Raw genomic sequence first — 14,497 nt, forward strand, 5'->3', positions numbered from 1 at the left:
GTGCACCGCTTTACGCGGCCCACAGCAAGGCCGTCCCGGTTCAGGGACGAGTCTTCAGGTGCAACAGGATTCAGCGACGGGGCGGGCGCCAGACGCCGGACGGCGTGCGGTCGGGAATGAAGTCGGAAGAGACGCTGACGACCAGCGCATTGGAGGCAGTTACCGGGGCCTTGAGCACCGGCATCGACAATTGCAGCATGCCGCCGGTCTTGCACTCCTGGCCGGGCTTGCAGCTTTTGCTGTGATCGGCGGCTGCGCCGTCCTGGCAACAGTCAGGGGCCATGTCGCTCATCATCTGCATGTCGGACATCTGCATCGGGCACGGCTCGGTGCTCGACGGCACACCCGCCATCCCGGTCAGGGGAAGCGCAAGACTCAACATCAGCACCAGGAAAAAACGCAGATAGCGGCTCATGGGACGGGAGCTTAGCCAAAAGGCGGTTAAGCAACAATTAACAAAATCCGGAGATTTCGCCTTCGCCCGGAATGCAGCAACGACACAAAACAAAATGTGGGAGCGGGCTTGCTCGCGAAAGCGGTGTATCAGCCAGTTCATATGTGACTGATACACCGCTTTTTTCGCCAGCAAGCCCGCTCCCACATGAGGACCGAGCAAGCCTGAGGATCAGTGCATGAAGATCGCGATCAGGATAATGACCGGGATAGGCACACCGAGGAAAAACAGCAGTAATGAGCGCATGACGTTCTCCTTGAATTAACGAACGGAAGTGGTGTGGGGAGTGGTTTCCAGATACACCACGGCATCCCGGCGACGACCACCAAAGGTTGCAGCGAGGCTGGCAAAAAACGCACCGATCAACAGCGCCACGAAGGTCCACAGCGACGTGTAGGCAGCCACTTTTGCAGCCGTGTCGGCAGCCTGCTTGGCTTTCAACTTGGCGTCATCCAGGGCTTTTTGAGCCTGTCCATAGACCTGGTCAACACGCGCCTCGGCATCGGCCTGGCTGAGGTTGGTCCGCTGGCTGATCAACTGTGCAAGGTACGCACGGTCTTCAGGTGCCAGCTGACCATTGTTGCTCACGGTACGAGCGAAGATGCGAGCGACCACACCATGCACCGCGTCATCACTGACGGCGGCCGGGCGATCATCACGGAACAGGCTGTCGACGTAGTAGCCAAAGTCTTCGCCCTTGGAGGCAGCGCCAGCCACCTGGCTCATGCCACTGACGGCACCCGAGGCCACACTGGCACCGGCCTTCACACCACCGCTGACCACACTGCTGACCGAACCGACGATCAGCACCGCCGTCACCAGTGTCGCCACGGCCCAGGCCAGGAAGCCATGGGCGGTGTCGCGAAAGTACACCTCATCGCCGTGCATATTGGCCCATTTCACCCGCAGGCGACCGGCGATGTAACCGCCCATCCCCGACGCGATGATTTGCGTAACCGCCAGCCAGACAATGGTAGAAATGCCAAGCCCTTTGGCGCTGATGCCACTGTCGGCCCACGGCGACACCGCCGAAAAGCCCAGGCCGAAGCCCAGCAGTACCAGAATCAAGGACAGCGCAGCCGCGGCAGCGGCCCCGGCAAAGATCGCGCCCCAGGAAACCCCGGAGAGCGTGCTCGACTCTTGCAGCGTGGATGAGGATGTAATCATTGTTGTTTTGCTCCAGGCATGAAAAATAGTGTTACAAGTCTCAAAAGGGACAGTGCAGGCGACGTGCCAGAAGCTCGAAAATTAAAACTTCATATATTTCAACAACTTAATTAAGTTGAACTAATTTGAACCATGCAACTTGCAAGAAATGGCCCGGAGCGGCGGGCGTATTGCATTCCTCGTAGGAAATAACCCGTACGCCCCCCATGGCATGCAAAAAATCCTACACACACAGCGTTCGTTCAGATTCAGCGGGTTATGGTGAATTGTGTCGTTTGTGCCTACATAAATTTTTATTTAGGAAGCGGGCTATCATTTCTTGGCAAAATGCCCGCACTTCAGTGTGAATCGCTCACCAGGTAATCCTTATGACCCGCATTTTGACCATCGAGGACGACGCCGTAACGGCCCGCGAGATCGTTGCCGAGCTGAGTAGCCATGGACTGGACGTAGACTGGGTAGACAATGGCCGCGAAGGCCTGGTCCGTGCCGTCAGCGGTGATTACGACCTGATCACCCTCGACCGCATGCTCCCGGAACTGGATGGCCTGGCCATCGTCACCACCCTGCGCACCATCGGCGTATCCACGCCGATCCTGATGATCAGCGCCCTCTCCGATGTGGATGAACGGGTACGTGGCCTGCGGGCCGGTGGTGATGACTACCTGACCAAACCGTTCGCCTCCGACGAAATGGCCGCCCGCGTCGAAGTGCTTCTGCGGCGCAAAAGCACGGTCAAGGAGTTTGAAACTGCCTTGCGCGTAGCGGATCTGGAACTGAACCTGATCAGCCGTGAAGCCAGCCGCGCCGAACAGCCCCTGAGCCTGTTGCCGACCGAATACAAACTGCTGGAATTCCTGATGCGCAACACCGGGCAAATCCTCTCGCGGATGATGATCTTCGAGGAAGTCTGGGGTTATCACTTCGACCCGGGCACCAACCTGATCGACGTGCACATCGGTCGCCTGCGCAAAAAAATCGACCCGCCGGGCCTCACGCCGCTGATCCGCACGGTACGAGGTTCCGGGTATGTCATTGCTGAACCCCTCTAAAGGCTGGCGCTCTTCCAGCAGCCGGCTGCTGGCGCTCTACAGTTCGTTGTTCGTGGCCTGGAGCTGCATCCTCATGGGCGTGCTGTACTACGAGGTGTCCGGTTACCTGGGCGACCTCTCGCGCCACTCCCTGATGCAGCGCCAGCACCTGTTCCAGCGGTTTGACGGCGAAGAGCTGGTGGAAGCCCTGACCACCAGCATGACCTTCGACATGAAGGGCGTTGACGCCTACGGCCTGTTCGACAATCAGTTCAACCCCATCAGCGGCCCGATCCGCGTGATACCGCCCGACCTGCCAATGGACGGGCACATCCACGCCCTGGCCAACTGCATCGACTCCGACGACCCGAAACTGCCGCGCGACAGCTGCGACGCCGTGGCCACCCACACCGAAGACGGCCGCTGGCTGATCCTGGTGCGCGCCAACGGCTCGCTGTTCGGCGTGACGCGGATCATCCTGCACGCCTTGCTGTGGGGCATCACCCTGACGATCATTCCCGGCGCGGCCGGCTGGCACCTGCTCAGGCGGCGCCCGTTGCGGCGGATTCGCGGGATCCAGGCGAGTGCCGAAGCCATCGTGGCCGGCGACCTGACCCACCGTCTGCCATTGTCCGACCGCCGCGACGAACTGGACATGCTGGCGGCCATCGTCAACGCGATGCTCGACCGTATCGAGAAGCTGATGAACGAGGTCAAGGGCGTGTGCGACAACATCGCCCACGACCTGCGCACCCCGCTGACCCGCCTGCGGGCGCAGCTGTACCGGATCCAGCAACAGGCTGATGAAGACGCACCCCACGCCCTGCAACTGGACGCGGCCATCGCCGAGACCGATACCTTGATGGCGCGTTTTCGCGGCCTGCTGCGGATTTCCGAACTGGAAGACCATCAGCGCCGCTCGGGCTTCCTGGTGCTTGATCCCCTGCCCTTGCTGCAGGAACTCCACGACTTCTACCTGCCCCTGGCAGAAGAAGGCGAGATGGAACTGCTGCTGCAAGTGCCGGACTCATTGCCCTGGATCACCGGTGACCGCGCGCTGCTGTTCGAAGCCCTGGCCAACCTGCTGAGCAACTCGATCAAATTCACCCCGCCGGGCGGCGAAGTGATTTTGCGCGGCGTGAACGATGCCGGCAGCACCCGCATTGAAGTCCTGGACTCCGGCCCCGGGATTCCCGCAGCTGAACGTGCCGCGGTGTTCCAGCGGTTTTACCGGGTGGACGAAGGCAATCAGCAACAAGGCGGGTTTGGCTTGGGGCTGTCGATTGTGGCCGCGATCATCAACCTGCACGGGTTCAAACTGGAAGTCGGCAGCAGCGAACGAGGCGGTGCGAAGCTGATCCTCGAATGCCGCCAACAACTGATGCCCGAAGCCTGAAGCCTGAAGAACACCACAAAACCAATGTGGGAGCGGGCTTGCTCGCGAATGCGGAGTGTCAGTCAACCCATCTGGCACTGATCCACCGCATTCGCGAGCAAGCCCGCTCCCACATTTGATCTTCATTCAGCCCGGAAAATTACCCCGCAACGCATCCAGCCCACCGCTGTAGACACCGCTGAACAACTCCTCCACCGCCGCATCCGTCACACCGGCCACCGGAGTAAACACGCCCGACCAGGTCACCTTCGCGGAGCTGTCACCCAGCGCCTCAACCTTCAACGTCGCCAGATACTCACTCACCGGAAACGGCGACTCGCTGATGGAGTAGCTGTAAGTACGCGCCGCATCATCAAAGCGTTGCAACCGTTCCACCACCACCCCGCCATCCGCCGTTTGCAGGTGGCGCACGCGCCCGCCTTCACTCGGCTCGCTCTTGACGATAAAGGGCAGCCAGTCCGGCAGCGAATTGAAGCCGCCGACCAATTGCCAAACCTGTTCGGCCGAAACCGGGATTTCAATAACAGCAGATGCTTTTGCCACGATTAACACTCCAAACCATTCAAGAAAAATCAGATCGCCATGCTGTCGACAACACCGCCGTCGACCCGCAACGCGGCACCGGTGGTGGCAGAGGACAACGGTGAAGCAATGTACGCCACCAGATTCGCCACTTCATCCACATTCGCTGCGCGCTGGATGATCGACGTCGGCCGCGCATTGCGCACAAACACATCCGCCTCGTCCCGCGCACTGCGCCCGGACTTGGCCACGGCGTCCTTGAGCATGTGCTCCAGGCCATCGGTAAAGGTCGGCCCCGGCAGGATCGCATTGACCGTCACCCCGGTGCCCGCCAGGCGTTTGGCCAAGCCATGGGACACCGCCAGGTTGGCGCTTTTGGTCACGCCGTAATTGATCATGTCAGCCGGCGTTGCCACCCCGGATTCCGACGACACAAAGATCACCCGGCCCCAGCCCTGCTCGACCATGCCCGGCGTGTAATGCCGCGACAAACGCACACCGGAGATCACGTTGACCTCGTAGAAACGCGTCCACTCGCTGTCGGGGGCGTCGAAGAAATCGACGTCGTTGAAGATCCCGAGGTTGTTCACCAGGATGTCGGCGCGCGGCTCGGCGGCGAACAGCTTTTCAGCGCCCTCGGCCGTACCGAGGTCCGCCACCAGCCCACGCAGATCCGCGCCGGGCACGGCCTGGCGAATGGTCGCCAGCGCCTCGTCGACCTTGCCCGATTCACGCCCGATCACCACCACCGTAGCGCCGGATTGCGCCAGCGCCTGGCTGATGCCCAGGCCTATGCCGGCGGTGCTGCCACTGACGATTGCGACTTTGCCACTGATATCAATTTTCATGTTCGCGTTCCTGTGGTTAGAGCGGCAACGGTGCACGGGCCGAAATCAATCGGGCCTCGCGCAGGGCCTGCCAAAAGGCTGCGGGAATCTTCTCTGACAACGCCGCGACGTCTTCAGCAATGCGCCCCGGACGACTGGCACCCGGAATCACTGCCGCCACTGCCGGGTGAGCCAGGGAGAATTGCAGTGCAGCGGCTTTCACACTCACGCCATGGGCCGCGGCAATCGCCTTGATCTGCTCGACCTTGCTGATGATCGCCGGGCTGGCTTTCTGGTACTCAAAATGTGCGCCGCCCGCCAGGATCCCGGAGCTGTAAGGGCCACCGACCACGATCTCGACGTTCTGCGCCTGGGCTGCCTCCATCAAGCGCTGCAAGGCGCGTTCATGGTCGAGCAAGGTGTAGCGACCGGCAAGCAGGAAACCGTCGGGCTGGGCTTCGGCCAGGTCCAGGGTCAACTCGCAAGGCTCGACCCGATTGACGCCCAGGCCCCAGGCCTTGATCACGCCTTCTTCACGCAGGCGGGTCAGTACTTTGAAAGCACCGGTGCGCGCCTGATTGAAGTAGTCCAGCCATTGATCACCGTAGAAGTCCTGGGCGATGTCGTGAATCCACACGATGTCGAGGCGGTCGGTTTGGAGGCGGTTGAGGCTGTCTTCGATGGAGCGCAGGGTGGCATCGGCGCTGTAGTCGTTGACCATCTTATTCGGCCGGCCATGTTCAAACACGCCGCTTTTCTCGCCGAGGTCGCGGGCGCTTTCTTCCACTTCATCCAGGATCACCCGGCCGACCTTGGTGCTGAGCACATAGTCGTCACGGTTGTACTTGGACAGGGCCTGGCCCAGGCGGATTTCAGAGAGGCCCGAGCCGTAGAACGGTGCGGTGTCGAAGTAACGCACGCCCTGGTTCCAGGCCGCTTCAACGGTGGCTTGCGCCTCCTCTTCAGGAATCGCACGGAACATGTTGCCCAAGGGGGCGGTGCCAAAACCCAGCACGCCGGGCAGTTTGTCTTTCAAGCTCATGGGGTAAATCCTCAAGATTGTTCAAGGTCGCTGTGTTGACCGTTGAGCAGATCGTAGATTGCAGAGATCGGACCGTCCAAGACATACTGCGACCAACTTGAGTCCCTTAAGGTCTGACATGATCGACTTCCGCCAATTGCGCTACTTCGTTGTAGTCGCTGAAGAAGAACACGTGGGGCGTGCTGCCGAACGGTTGCACATCTCCCAATCGCCCCTGAGCCGGCAGATTGCCCAATTGGAAGAACGCCTGGGCCTGACCCTGTTCGAGCGCAGCCAACAGCGCATCCGCCTGACCCGCGACGGCCAGACGTTCCTCGCCGAAACCAAGGCGCTGCTGACCCACGCCAACCGCCTGGAGTCATTGGGCCGGCGATTGGGTAAAGGCGAAGAAGGCGGACTGTGCATCGGCTACATCGAAAACGCCATGCACGCGGGGGTGCTGCCCAACGCCCTGAAGGTACTGCGTGACGCGCGGCCCAACGTGCATATCGCCCTGTACAACCTGCCCTCCATCGAGCAACTGGAAGGCCTGCGCCAACGCAGCCTGGATATCGCTCTGGTGGGTGAACCACCGGCGGCGGATGACCCGGACCTGATGGCATTGCAAGTGTTGGACGATCCGATGCTGCTGGCGCTGCCCGAGCAGCATCCGCTGGCCAGCGTCAGCGAGTTGCTGCCTGAGCATCTGGCCGAGCAGCAATGGATTGGCGTGCAGCGCAAAGCGGGTGCAAACCCGGCGGATGACTTTGTTGCGGCGTGCATTCGGGCAGGGTTTACCCCGCAGATTCCGATGGAGGCCAGCGAGCCGTTTACCGCGTTGGGATTGGTGGCGTCGGGGCTAGGTATCGCGATGGTGCAAAAGGGCTTGAGCCGCAATGCACCGCCGGGCGTTGTGCTGCGAGAACTGCCGTGGCTGACCTACACCACGCCGCTGTGGGCGGCGTGGCATCGGATCAACTTGCGGCCGTTGGTGGAGACGTTCAGGAAAGTCCTGACAGAGCCCCTATCACCTGTGGGAGCCGGGCTTGCCCGCGATGCAGGCACCTCGGTCTGTCAGTAAGACCGCGGTGATGCCATCGCAGGCAAGCCAGCTCCCACAGGGTTTCGGTGTCGCCGTTGAACGTGTGGTGGATCAGTACCGCCAATGCCCCGGCACCCATAACCACTGCCCGTTCCCCCAGCGATAGTGCCCCCGCACCCACTGATACCCTGGCGCCGGCGCCACCGGCACCACCTCGACCAAAGGCGGCGGACGCCGCGGATGAACAGGCTCGACAATACAACCGGACAACGCAGCCGCCATCAACGTGGCGGCCAGCGTAGCTTTGAATAGGCGGGACATGGCACGGTTCCCCAATGAGATTGGCCTTCGCCTGAGTGGCGGGCCTACCCGGGTTAAACGCCGCCACCCGGGAAAATCCGTCGCCCGTCTCGGTTATTAATGCTCGTTCCCACGCTCTGCGTGGGAACGCATCCCGTGACGCTCCGCGTCACCACTGCGCAAGACTTGGACCTTGCATCGCCAATTGGACGCAGAGCGTCCGGGGCGGCATTCCCACGCAGAGCGTGGGAACGATCTTCAGTGGCTCTTGGCGACCTTGCCCTTCGCCTGCCCCTTCATATACAACGCCTCCACCAACCGCTGGCGCTCATCCCGGGGCAAGGTGCTGGCGAACTGCGCCAGGGTGTTGTCCACCAGCGCCCTGAGCGCCATGTCCGCCTCCCGGGCCTTGCCCAAATCCGTCACCAACGCCTCACGGTCGAGAGTCGGCGCCTCCAGTTGCTTGATCACGTCCAGCCGCGCCTCGCGCCCGGCAAGTACCAGCGGCTGGCTGTCGGCGCGGTTCTGGCGCAACAACTGGCGCAGTTCCTTGCGCCGTTCCGGCGGCAGCTTGACCATCGCCTGGCGCAGGCCATGCTGGTTAACCACGGCCTCGGCGGGCTTGGTGTTCGCCAACCAATGGTACAAGCCACCGCCGACACCGCCGATCAAAAACACGTTGAACAACACCGACACAACCAGCAGCGGCTTCAGGTACTTGGGTGACGGGGTCATTGCTCGCTTTCCTCGGCGTTGACGGTGAAGACGACTTCGGCGTCGCCCTGGTCGAAGACACTCGGCAGTACTTCAGGGCCAAGCATGGGCAACGGCACGCTCAACGACGCCACCAGGATTCCGGCGGCGACCCCGGCGATGCCCACGCCAACAAAACCGGCCGGCGACAGCCAGCCGGCGTAGCGCGCCCAGAAGGACTGGCGCTGGGGAAACGATTGGCGAATCTGCCGCGCCAGCGCCGGGTCGACGGGTGCCAGTTGATAGCCGTCCAGCTGGCCGTCGAGCCATCGCGCCTGATGCAGCACCTCAAGGAGGCTGGCATCGCCTGCATCCAGCAGGGCCTGGGCCTCGGCCTGTTCGGCGCGCGGCCAACGGTGCAAGTGGCCGCCGTAAGCCTCGGCCAATTGGGCAAATCGTTCAGGCGTCATGGTTTTCCCCTTCCTGGGCGGGCGGGCCCGGGTGTGTCGTCAAGGTAACTGCGCAGGTTGCGCCGGGCCCGTGACAGCAAGCTCTCCAGTGCCTCGACGCTGATGTTCATCAGCACCGCGGCGTCGATATTCGACAGCTCTTGGTAATACTGCAACACAATCGCCTCACGCTGGCGATCAGGCAGCGACGCTAACGCCGCCGCCATGTGCTCACTGCGGGCGGCCGCTTCCAGCTGTTCATCGGGCGCAGGCGCTGTGTCGACCACCTCGCTCATCGCCTCCTCATCGTGCAGCGGGCGCTCCTTGCGCCGACGCAAATGGTCGTGGCACAGGTTGAGTGCCACGCGGTGCAGCCAGGTGTCGAAACGCGCTTCGCCACTGCGCCAGCTTGCAGCCTGGCGCCAGATACGCAGGAAGCTTTCCTGGGCCACGTCCCTGGCCTCGTCGGCATCCCCGAGGATCCGACTGGCGAGCGCGAGCAAACGCGGCAGTTTGCGCGTCACCATTTCGTTGATGGCCGCCGGTTCGTTGTTACCGATGCGGGCCAACAGCTCAACGTCCGGATCAGTGTCTTTCAATAGGGCAAGTCTCGGTCCGGTGGCTAAGGGTCAGGTTGACGGAATGCTCAGCGGATCCAGTGCCCTTCTCTCCAGTACCAGTTGGGGCCGCGCGACTCCCAGTGGCCAGGTTCCCAACGGGCGTTGCGCATCACCGGCTGCCAGTGGCCCGGTACCCAGGCATAACCGCGCCCTTCGTAGCGCCAGTGCCCGCGATCCCACACATAGCCAGGGCGTTCGACGGGAACGGCCTCGACGCGCATCGGCGGTGGCGCTTCGCGGATGATCACTTCGGTCTGGGCAAACGTCGGCGTGCTGACCAGGGCGGCCAGTGCCAGCGGGATCAACAGGGCATAACGTAATTTGGCCAGCGGTCGTGCAAGTCTCATGACAACTCCTTCATCGGCGATCGCCAGTGATCGCAGTTGTAGGGTTGAACGGCAGGTGTCCGAAAATCCGTCGCAACAAAAAGAACTTTTTATCGCGACCGCTCAGGACGGCAGGCAGGGCCAGTATTGCCCAGGGTTTGCGGGGAGTTGATGAAATTGTTGAAAGGTCGCGACGGATTTATCCATATTGCCGCGTTCAAGGGTTAACCGTTGGTAATCGACAGGCGCGTTCTGTTGGTTGGCGACGCCCATCACCTTGAGGAAATCACCATGTCTCGTCGAATTTCACTGCTGGTTGCCGCCGTCCTGCTCATGAACCTTGGCGGCTGCGTGTTCCTGCCGGGGCACCGCGAGCATTGCTGCTGGCGCGGTTACGGGGTAGTGACTACCCCGACGGCACAAGCGATCTCCTGATCCGCTAACTGACCGCTGCAAAACCCCTGCGCCCGGCCTTGATCTCGGTGCGCAGTTCGCCAATCAGGTTTGAGATGGAACGGATGCTGTCCAGACCCTGGGGCGACACACGGGGCAGCAGCAGGTCGACGCGCCCGGAGGCCGGGTCGAAGATGTTGATGCGCAGCGAACCGTCGCTGTTCAATGAGCAGTCACAGGCGAGGGGCAGGAAGCCCGACTCCATGATGTGGCGAAACTCGGCGATCGAAATCATGCGGGCACCCTTCCCTGTACGGGGCTCGGAGGACGTGATCCGTCTAGGGTAGATGAGCTTTTTCAAACTGCCCGGGAATTAATTCAAAAGTGATACTTGGTGCGCATTTCGGCTAAAACCGCTGGCCGGCTGACGCCAGAAAAACCACACAGCCCCCCTCTTATCCGATGCCACGCGAAGGGCTTGCTTCCTGGCGATGATGGCCAGATGCTCTGGTTTTTTCCGACACCGAGAGCACCCCGCATGAGTATCGAACCTTTGATCGAACCCGACAGTGCTGTGTACAAGACGTTGCTGGAATCGACCAAGGCCATCCCCTGGCGCATCGACTGGCCGACCATGACCTTCAGCTACATCGGCCCGCAAATCGAGGCGCTGCTGGGCTGGACGCCACAGAGCTGGGCCACCGTGGACGACTGGGTGGAACGCATGCACCCGGATGACCGCGAATACGTGGTCAACTTCTGCGTCTCGCAGTCCCGGGCCGGGGTCGATCATGAAGCCGATTACCGGGCGCTGACCGCCAGCGGTGAGTACGTGTGGATTCGCGACGTGGTGCACGTGGAGCGCAAGGACGGCGAGGTGCAGGCGCTGATCGGCTTCATGTTCGACATCAGCGAGCGCAAGAAGACCGAAGAACACCTGATTCGCCTGCAGAAGCAGCTGGAGGAGTATTCGTTCCAGGACGGCCTCACCGGCATCGCCAACCGGCGCATGTTCGATACCGTGCTGGCGCGGGAATGGACCAGCGCCCAGCGCAGCCAATTGCCGCTGTCGTTGATCCTGTTGGATATCGACTATTTCAAGCAGTACAACGACCTCTACGGGCATATCAAGGGCGACGAATGCCTGCGCCAGGTGGCACGCACGCTGTCGCAGGCGGCCAACCGGCCACGGGACTTCATTGCGCGCATCGGCGGCGAGGAATTTGTGTGGTTGTTGCCGGAAACCGATGCCGAGTCGGCACGGCGCGTGGCCGAACGCTGCCTGCACTTGATCCGCCAGCAGCAGATCGCGCATGAGCACTCGGCGGTGTCGGACCTGCTGACACTGAGCCTGGGCGTAGGCACTTGCACGGTAACGCCGGGCGGCGCGGCGCTGGCCTTTGTCGAAGCCGTCGACAAATTGCTGTACCAGGCCAAGCGCAATGGGCGGATGCGCGCAGAGTTTGCCGACGTAGAGGATTGATACAACGCTCAAATCGCGGGCAAAAAAAATCCCAAGTAGCTGATGGAAACTTGGGATTTAAAAATGCATAAACCGTGGGAGGTGAACGCCCGGCTATATTACCCAGCGGGAAAACTTGTAACAAGATAATTTTCAACCTTTCGTCGGATTAAAACAGCGCTAAGTCATTCAATAACCACACTTTTTTAATGGATCCGATTATTGGAAATGCCACTTTTTGGTGCAATAACAGCGCATCGTTAAACAAACTTCGCTGTTTAATTCCGCGATAAAAATAAGGTTATTGATTAAAAGTGCGTGGGCTTCTTCAAATAGTGCTGATACAGGTGTTTGCACGGATCCACCAACACAAGTTCGTCCTGGGGCGTGGCGCGCGAAACACTGGCTGCCTGACGGCATAACGCCAGGCGCTCCGCCGCCTCTTCCCGCTGCCGGTCGACCTGGGCATTGAGCCGAACGAAATAGGTCCCCAACAACACCGCGACACATAGAACGCCGACGCCAAAATAGCGCAAGGCGTTGGATTGAGGGAGTTCCAGCTCACTCATACACTCATTGCACCTTGTGTTTCTGATAGCGAACATCGTCGCCCTCGGCCGTGTCGACCACTGCCCAGCCAAGCCGCTGGTAAAAACCGTTGGCACGGATCTGATCCCGCCCATCCGTGATCAGGAAGAGCGTGTCGTGGTGCTCGAACAGCGCGGCCTCGGCCACTGCCATCAATTGGCGGCCCAACCCAAGGTTCTCGTGAGACGGCAATACAAACAGGGCGAACACCTCGCCTTCGGCAAGATCAACCATTGCAAACGCGACAGGCCTGCCGTCCAGTTCGGCAAGCCATACGCAAGGCGCCTCGCGCATGCTGTCGGCGACGACTTGCGGGGTAATGCCCAGCTCAGCCATCTGCTCGCGGCTTAAGTGGTTCTGCACCACGGCGGTGCGAATGTCGAAAATGGCATTGATATCGCCCGGAGTTGCCAACCGTATAACCGAACCCATGTGCACCGCCTCCCGATGAGACGCTCAATTGTATGTAAATTGAAACACATCGGTTGTGGTGGATTTGTAAAACAGTCAGCCGTATTGCGCGTTAATCCTGCTCACGCCGCCTGAACTGCCCCGGCGCCAGCCCGTGGGCCTTGCGGAAACACCGGGAAAAATACGCCTCGTCGGTAAACCCGCAACGGCGCGCAATCGCGCCGATCATCTGCGGGCTGTTGAGCAGCAGCGTGCGCGCCAGTTGCATGCGCCGGTCGAGCACCAACTGGGAGAAGGGTTTGCCGGTTTCCTTGCGCAACAGGTGGGTCAGGTAGTTGGGCGACAGGAACGCCGCCGCCGCGGCATCCGTCAGGTTCAGCGACGGCTCGTGCAAATGCTCGCGGATGTAGCCTTGCACCCGGGCCAGGGCATCCTTGCGCCCACGCCGGGTGGCGTTGTTGGCGGCGAACGCCTGGAGCGGTTCGGCGTACTGTTGGCACACCAGCCCGATCAACTGGAACAGGTAACCCTTGAGCCGCTCCCGGGCGCCGAAGCTGCGGTGGGCGTCCAGGCTACGCATGTGTTCCAGCCAGGTTTTGACTTCTTCGAAGGCCGCGTCGTCGAGGATGAAGTCCAACTGCTCCTGGAAGCGGAACGGCGACAGCTCCGGCGCCTGGCCGATGGGGATGTCTTCGAGGTCCAGCGGGTCGCAGGTCAGTTGCGGCAGGAAAAAACCCTGGCTGAAATTGATCAGCATGAAGTCGCCGTCTTCAGGATGGGGAATCACATGCAGGCGATGGGGCAGGATAAAGGCCAGGGCCTTTTTCGGGAACGGGCGCACCGCACCGCCGATGTGCTGCACGGTGTCGCCACCCAGGTTGATCTGGATCTGGAAATATTCGTGGCGATGGGGACTGGTCAGCGCCGCCCTGCCCCGCTTGTCGCGGATGTAGAAGTCGGAGCGGTCGCTGCGTTGTTCCATGCCATAGGTGGTGATGCGGGTGCCGGGCATACACGTTTCTCGGGGGGCCTGGGCACCACTGTAGCGTCAACCCTGGCCGAGGGTGAAGCTCAGTTCGGCCAGGCCGTCGATCCCGGCGGTCACCACATCGCCCGGTTGCAAGGCGCCGACGCCCGCCGGGGTGCCGGTAAAGATCAGGTCGCCGGCTTTCAGCGCCACGGATTTGGACGCGTGGCTGATCACCTCACTGACCGACCAGATCTGGTCTGCCAGATCGCCCACTTGACGTTGCTCGCCATTCACCTTGAGCCAGATTCGCCCAGTGCCCGGGTGGCCGACGGCACTCACCGGCCGCAGCGGAGTGCAAGGTGCCGACTCATCAAAGGCCTTGGCCCATTCCCACGGCCGCGACAGCTTTTTCGCCTGGGCCTGGAGGTCGCGGCGGGTCAGGTCGATGCCCAAGCCGTAACCCCAGATATGCGCAAACGCATCTTCCGGGGCGATGTCCACGCCGCCCTTGCCGATGGCCACCACCAACTCGACTTCATGGTGCAGATCGGCGGTCAGCGGCGGATAGGCGATCACGCCCTCGGCGGGCACCACGGCATCAGTTGGCTTCATGAAAAAGAACGGTGGCTCGCGGTCGGGGTCGTGGCCCATTTCGCGGGCATGTTCGCTGTAGTTGCGCCCGACACAGAACACCCGGCGCAGCGGGAAGCGGGCGTCGTCGCCGTGGATGGCAAGGGACGGGGTTTCGTTGGGGGTGATGACGTAGCGGGTCATGGCATGTGCCTCTTCGATTACCTGGGGCCAGTATGCGGACGGGCTCCGGGG

The 14,497-nt window shown here is 61.4% G+C and carries 20 protein-coding genes; 5 read left to right on the plus strand and 15 right to left on the minus strand.

Features of this window, described 5'->3' with window-relative positions; genetic code table 11:
* Positions 1-70: 70 nt before the first annotated feature.
* A complete protein-coding gene (locus HX815_RS20375; RefSeq protein ID WP_177028787.1) occupies positions 71-415 on the minus strand; it encodes a hypothetical protein in 345 nt (114 codons plus the stop codon).
* Positions 416-715: 300 nt separating this feature from the next.
* Entirely contained in the window at positions 716-1,621 is a 906-nt protein-coding gene (locus HX815_RS20380) for a hypothetical protein (protein ID WP_003219728.1), read from the minus strand.
* A 368-nt stretch (positions 1,622-1,989) separates the two neighbouring features.
* Between HX815_RS20380 and HX815_RS20385 the strand changes: the two genes are divergently transcribed.
* A complete protein-coding gene (locus HX815_RS20385; protein WP_003219726.1) occupies positions 1,990-2,673 on the plus strand; it encodes a response regulator transcription factor in 684 nt (227 codons plus the stop codon).
* Complete coding sequence (locus HX815_RS20390) at positions 2,651-4,048, plus strand: cell wall metabolism sensor histidine kinase WalK (RefSeq protein WP_008435962.1); 1,398 nt, start codon at positions 2,651-2,653, stop codon at positions 4,046-4,048. The genes HX815_RS20385 and HX815_RS20390 overlap by 23 nt, the downstream gene beginning before the upstream one ends.
* 126 nt (positions 4,049-4,174) lie before the next feature.
* Here the strand turns inward: HX815_RS20390 and HX815_RS20395 are convergent, their stop codons facing one another.
* From HX815_RS20395 to HX815_RS20405, 3 genes are read right to left on the minus strand one after another with little or no spacing between them, the layout of a single operon-like run.
* Positions 4,175-4,591 carry an SRPBCC family protein gene (locus HX815_RS20395; protein WP_102369400.1) on the minus strand — a complete coding sequence of 139 codons (417 nt, stop codon included), beginning with the start codon at positions 4,589-4,591 and terminating at the stop codon, positions 4,175-4,177.
* A 29-nt stretch (positions 4,592-4,620) separates the two neighbouring features.
* Positions 4,621-5,418 (minus strand): SDR family NAD(P)-dependent oxidoreductase, encoded by a 798-nt coding sequence (locus tag HX815_RS20400; RefSeq protein ID WP_003219722.1) that lies wholly within the window; start codon positions 5,416-5,418, stop codon positions 4,621-4,623.
* Between the two features lie 16 nt (positions 5,419-5,434).
* Complete coding sequence (locus tag HX815_RS20405) at positions 5,435-6,439, minus strand: aldo/keto reductase (protein WP_177019750.1); 1,005 nt, start codon at positions 6,437-6,439, stop codon at positions 5,435-5,437.
* A 118-nt stretch (positions 6,440-6,557) separates the two neighbouring features.
* On the opposite strand from HX815_RS20405, the gene HX815_RS20410 reads away from it, so the two are divergent.
* Positions 6,558-7,499: a LysR substrate-binding domain-containing protein gene (locus HX815_RS20410; protein WP_177028788.1), complete on the plus strand. Its 942-nt coding sequence runs from the start codon at positions 6,558-6,560 to the stop codon at positions 7,497-7,499.
* A 72-nt stretch (positions 7,500-7,571) separates the two neighbouring features.
* On the opposite strand, the gene HX815_RS20415 is transcribed toward HX815_RS20410, so the two are convergent.
* From HX815_RS20415 to HX815_RS20435, 5 genes are all read right to left on the minus strand, one after another.
* The gene (locus HX815_RS20415; RefSeq protein WP_080673247.1) at positions 7,572-7,781 is read right to left on the minus strand and encodes a YXWGXW repeat-containing protein; all 210 of its coding nucleotides are present in this window, start codon (positions 7,779-7,781) and stop codon (positions 7,572-7,574) included.
* Positions 7,782-8,018: 237 nt separating this feature from the next.
* The gene (locus HX815_RS20420) at positions 8,019-8,495 is read right to left on the minus strand and encodes a periplasmic heavy metal sensor (protein WP_003219717.1); all 477 of its coding nucleotides are present in this window, start codon (positions 8,493-8,495) and stop codon (positions 8,019-8,021) included.
* On the minus strand, positions 8,492-8,923 hold the full coding sequence (locus tag HX815_RS20425) for a hypothetical protein (RefSeq protein WP_003219715.1): 432 nt from the start codon (positions 8,921-8,923) through the stop codon (positions 8,492-8,494). Before HX815_RS20425 ends, HX815_RS20420 begins: the two co-directional genes overlap by 4 nt.
* Positions 8,920-9,501, minus strand: a complete 582-nt coding sequence (locus HX815_RS20430; RefSeq protein ID WP_177028789.1) for an RNA polymerase sigma factor — start codon at positions 9,499-9,501, stop codon at positions 8,920-8,922. Before HX815_RS20430 ends, HX815_RS20425 begins: the two co-directional genes overlap by 4 nt.
* 47 nt (positions 9,502-9,548) lie before the next feature.
* A complete protein-coding gene (locus HX815_RS20435) occupies positions 9,549-9,869 on the minus strand; it encodes a YXWGXW repeat-containing protein (RefSeq protein ID WP_003219711.1) in 321 nt (106 codons plus the stop codon).
* 270 nt (positions 9,870-10,139) lie between these two features.
* Between HX815_RS20435 and HX815_RS20440 the strand changes: the two genes are divergently transcribed.
* A complete protein-coding gene (locus HX815_RS20440) occupies positions 10,140-10,283 on the plus strand; it encodes a hypothetical protein (protein WP_166742173.1) in 144 nt (47 codons plus the stop codon).
* Positions 10,284-10,287: 4 nt separating this feature from the next.
* Here HX815_RS20440 and HX815_RS20445 read toward each other — a convergent pair whose 3' ends face one another.
* Positions 10,288-10,536, minus strand: a complete 249-nt coding sequence (locus HX815_RS20445) for a DUF1652 domain-containing protein (RefSeq protein ID WP_008435982.1) — start codon at positions 10,534-10,536, stop codon at positions 10,288-10,290.
* 243 nt (positions 10,537-10,779) lie between these two features.
* On the opposite strand from HX815_RS20445, the gene HX815_RS20450 reads away from it, so the two are divergent.
* A complete protein-coding gene (locus HX815_RS20450) occupies positions 10,780-11,724 on the plus strand; it encodes a sensor domain-containing diguanylate cyclase (RefSeq protein WP_003219704.1) in 945 nt (314 codons plus the stop codon).
* Between the two features lie 287 nt (positions 11,725-12,011).
* Here HX815_RS20450 and HX815_RS20455 read toward each other — a convergent pair whose 3' ends face one another.
* The 4 genes from HX815_RS20455 to HX815_RS20470 all read right to left on the minus strand — a co-directional run bounded on the left by HX815_RS20455 (position 12,012) and on the right by HX815_RS20470 (position 14,446).
* Positions 12,012-12,272, minus strand: coding sequence for a hypothetical protein (locus HX815_RS20455; protein ID WP_177028790.1), 261 nt, complete (start codon positions 12,270-12,272; stop codon positions 12,012-12,014).
* Between the two features lie 4 nt (positions 12,273-12,276).
* The gene (locus tag HX815_RS20460; protein WP_003219700.1) at positions 12,277-12,723 is read right to left on the minus strand and encodes a GNAT family N-acetyltransferase; all 447 of its coding nucleotides are present in this window, start codon (positions 12,721-12,723) and stop codon (positions 12,277-12,279) included.
* Positions 12,724-12,814: 91 nt separating this feature from the next.
* Positions 12,815-13,714, minus strand: coding sequence for an AraC family transcriptional regulator (locus HX815_RS20465; RefSeq protein ID WP_177028791.1), 900 nt, complete (start codon positions 13,712-13,714; stop codon positions 12,815-12,817).
* Between the two features lie 36 nt (positions 13,715-13,750).
* Complete coding sequence (locus tag HX815_RS20470) at positions 13,751-14,446, minus strand: fumarylacetoacetate hydrolase family protein (protein WP_177028792.1); 696 nt, start codon at positions 14,444-14,446, stop codon at positions 13,751-13,753.
* Between the last annotated feature and the right edge of the window lie 51 nt (positions 14,447-14,497).

Origin of the sequence: Pseudomonas sp. E6002, from assembly GCF_013385565.1 — a bacterium.
Taxonomy (GTDB): Bacteria; Pseudomonadota; Gammaproteobacteria; order Pseudomonadales; family Pseudomonadaceae; genus Aquipseudomonas.

Bases quoted from the DNA above. Each gene is read 5' to 3' on its own strand.
- HX815_RS20375 (WP_177028787.1), bottom strand. From the start codon at position 415: ATGAGCCGCTATCTGCGTTTTTTCCTGGTGCTGATGTTGAGTCTTGCG.
- HX815_RS20380 (WP_003219728.1), bottom strand. From the start codon at position 1,621: ATGATTACATCCTCATCCACGCTGCAAGAGTCGAGCACGCTCTCCGGG.
- HX815_RS20385 (WP_003219726.1), top strand. From the start codon at position 1,990: ATGACCCGCATTTTGACCATCGAGGACGACGCCGTAACGGCCCGCGAG.
- HX815_RS20390 (WP_008435962.1), top strand. From the start codon at position 2,651: ATGTCATTGCTGAACCCCTCTAAAGGCTGGCGCTCTTCCAGCAGCCGG.
- HX815_RS20400 (WP_003219722.1), bottom strand. From the start codon at position 5,418: ATGAAAATTGATATCAGTGGCAAAGTCGCAATCGTCAGTGGCAGCACC.
- HX815_RS20405 (WP_177019750.1), bottom strand. From the start codon at position 6,439: ATGAGCTTGAAAGACAAACTGCCCGGCGTGCTGGGTTTTGGCACCGCC.
- HX815_RS20410 (WP_177028788.1), top strand. From the start codon at position 6,558: ATGATCGACTTCCGCCAATTGCGCTACTTCGTTGTAGTCGCTGAAGAA.
- HX815_RS20415 (WP_080673247.1), bottom strand. From the start codon at position 7,781: ATGTCCCGCCTATTCAAAGCTACGCTGGCCGCCACGTTGATGGCGGCT.
- HX815_RS20420 (WP_003219717.1), bottom strand. From the start codon at position 8,495: ATGACCCCGTCACCCAAGTACCTGAAGCCGCTGCTGGTTGTGTCGGTG.
- HX815_RS20425 (WP_003219715.1), bottom strand. From the start codon at position 8,923: ATGACGCCTGAACGATTTGCCCAATTGGCCGAGGCTTACGGCGGCCAC.
- HX815_RS20435 (WP_003219711.1), bottom strand. From the start codon at position 9,869: ATGAGACTTGCACGACCGCTGGCCAAATTACGTTATGCCCTGTTGATC.
- HX815_RS20440 (WP_166742173.1), top strand. From the start codon at position 10,140: ATGTCTCGTCGAATTTCACTGCTGGTTGCCGCCGTCCTGCTCATGAAC.
- HX815_RS20445 (WP_008435982.1), bottom strand. From the start codon at position 10,536: ATGATTTCGATCGCCGAGTTTCGCCACATCATGGAGTCGGGCTTCCTG.
- HX815_RS20450 (WP_003219704.1), top strand. From the start codon at position 10,780: ATGAGTATCGAACCTTTGATCGAACCCGACAGTGCTGTGTACAAGACG.
- HX815_RS20455 (WP_177028790.1), bottom strand. From the start codon at position 12,272: ATGAGTGAGCTGGAACTCCCTCAATCCAACGCCTTGCGCTATTTTGGC.
- HX815_RS20460 (WP_003219700.1), bottom strand. From the start codon at position 12,723: ATGGGTTCGGTTATACGGTTGGCAACTCCGGGCGATATCAATGCCATT.
- HX815_RS20465 (WP_177028791.1), bottom strand. From the start codon at position 13,714: ATGCCCGGCACCCGCATCACCACCTATGGCATGGAACAACGCAGCGAC.
- HX815_RS20470 (WP_177028792.1), bottom strand. From the start codon at position 14,446: ATGACCCGCTACGTCATCACCCCCAACGAAACCCCGTCCCTTGCCATC.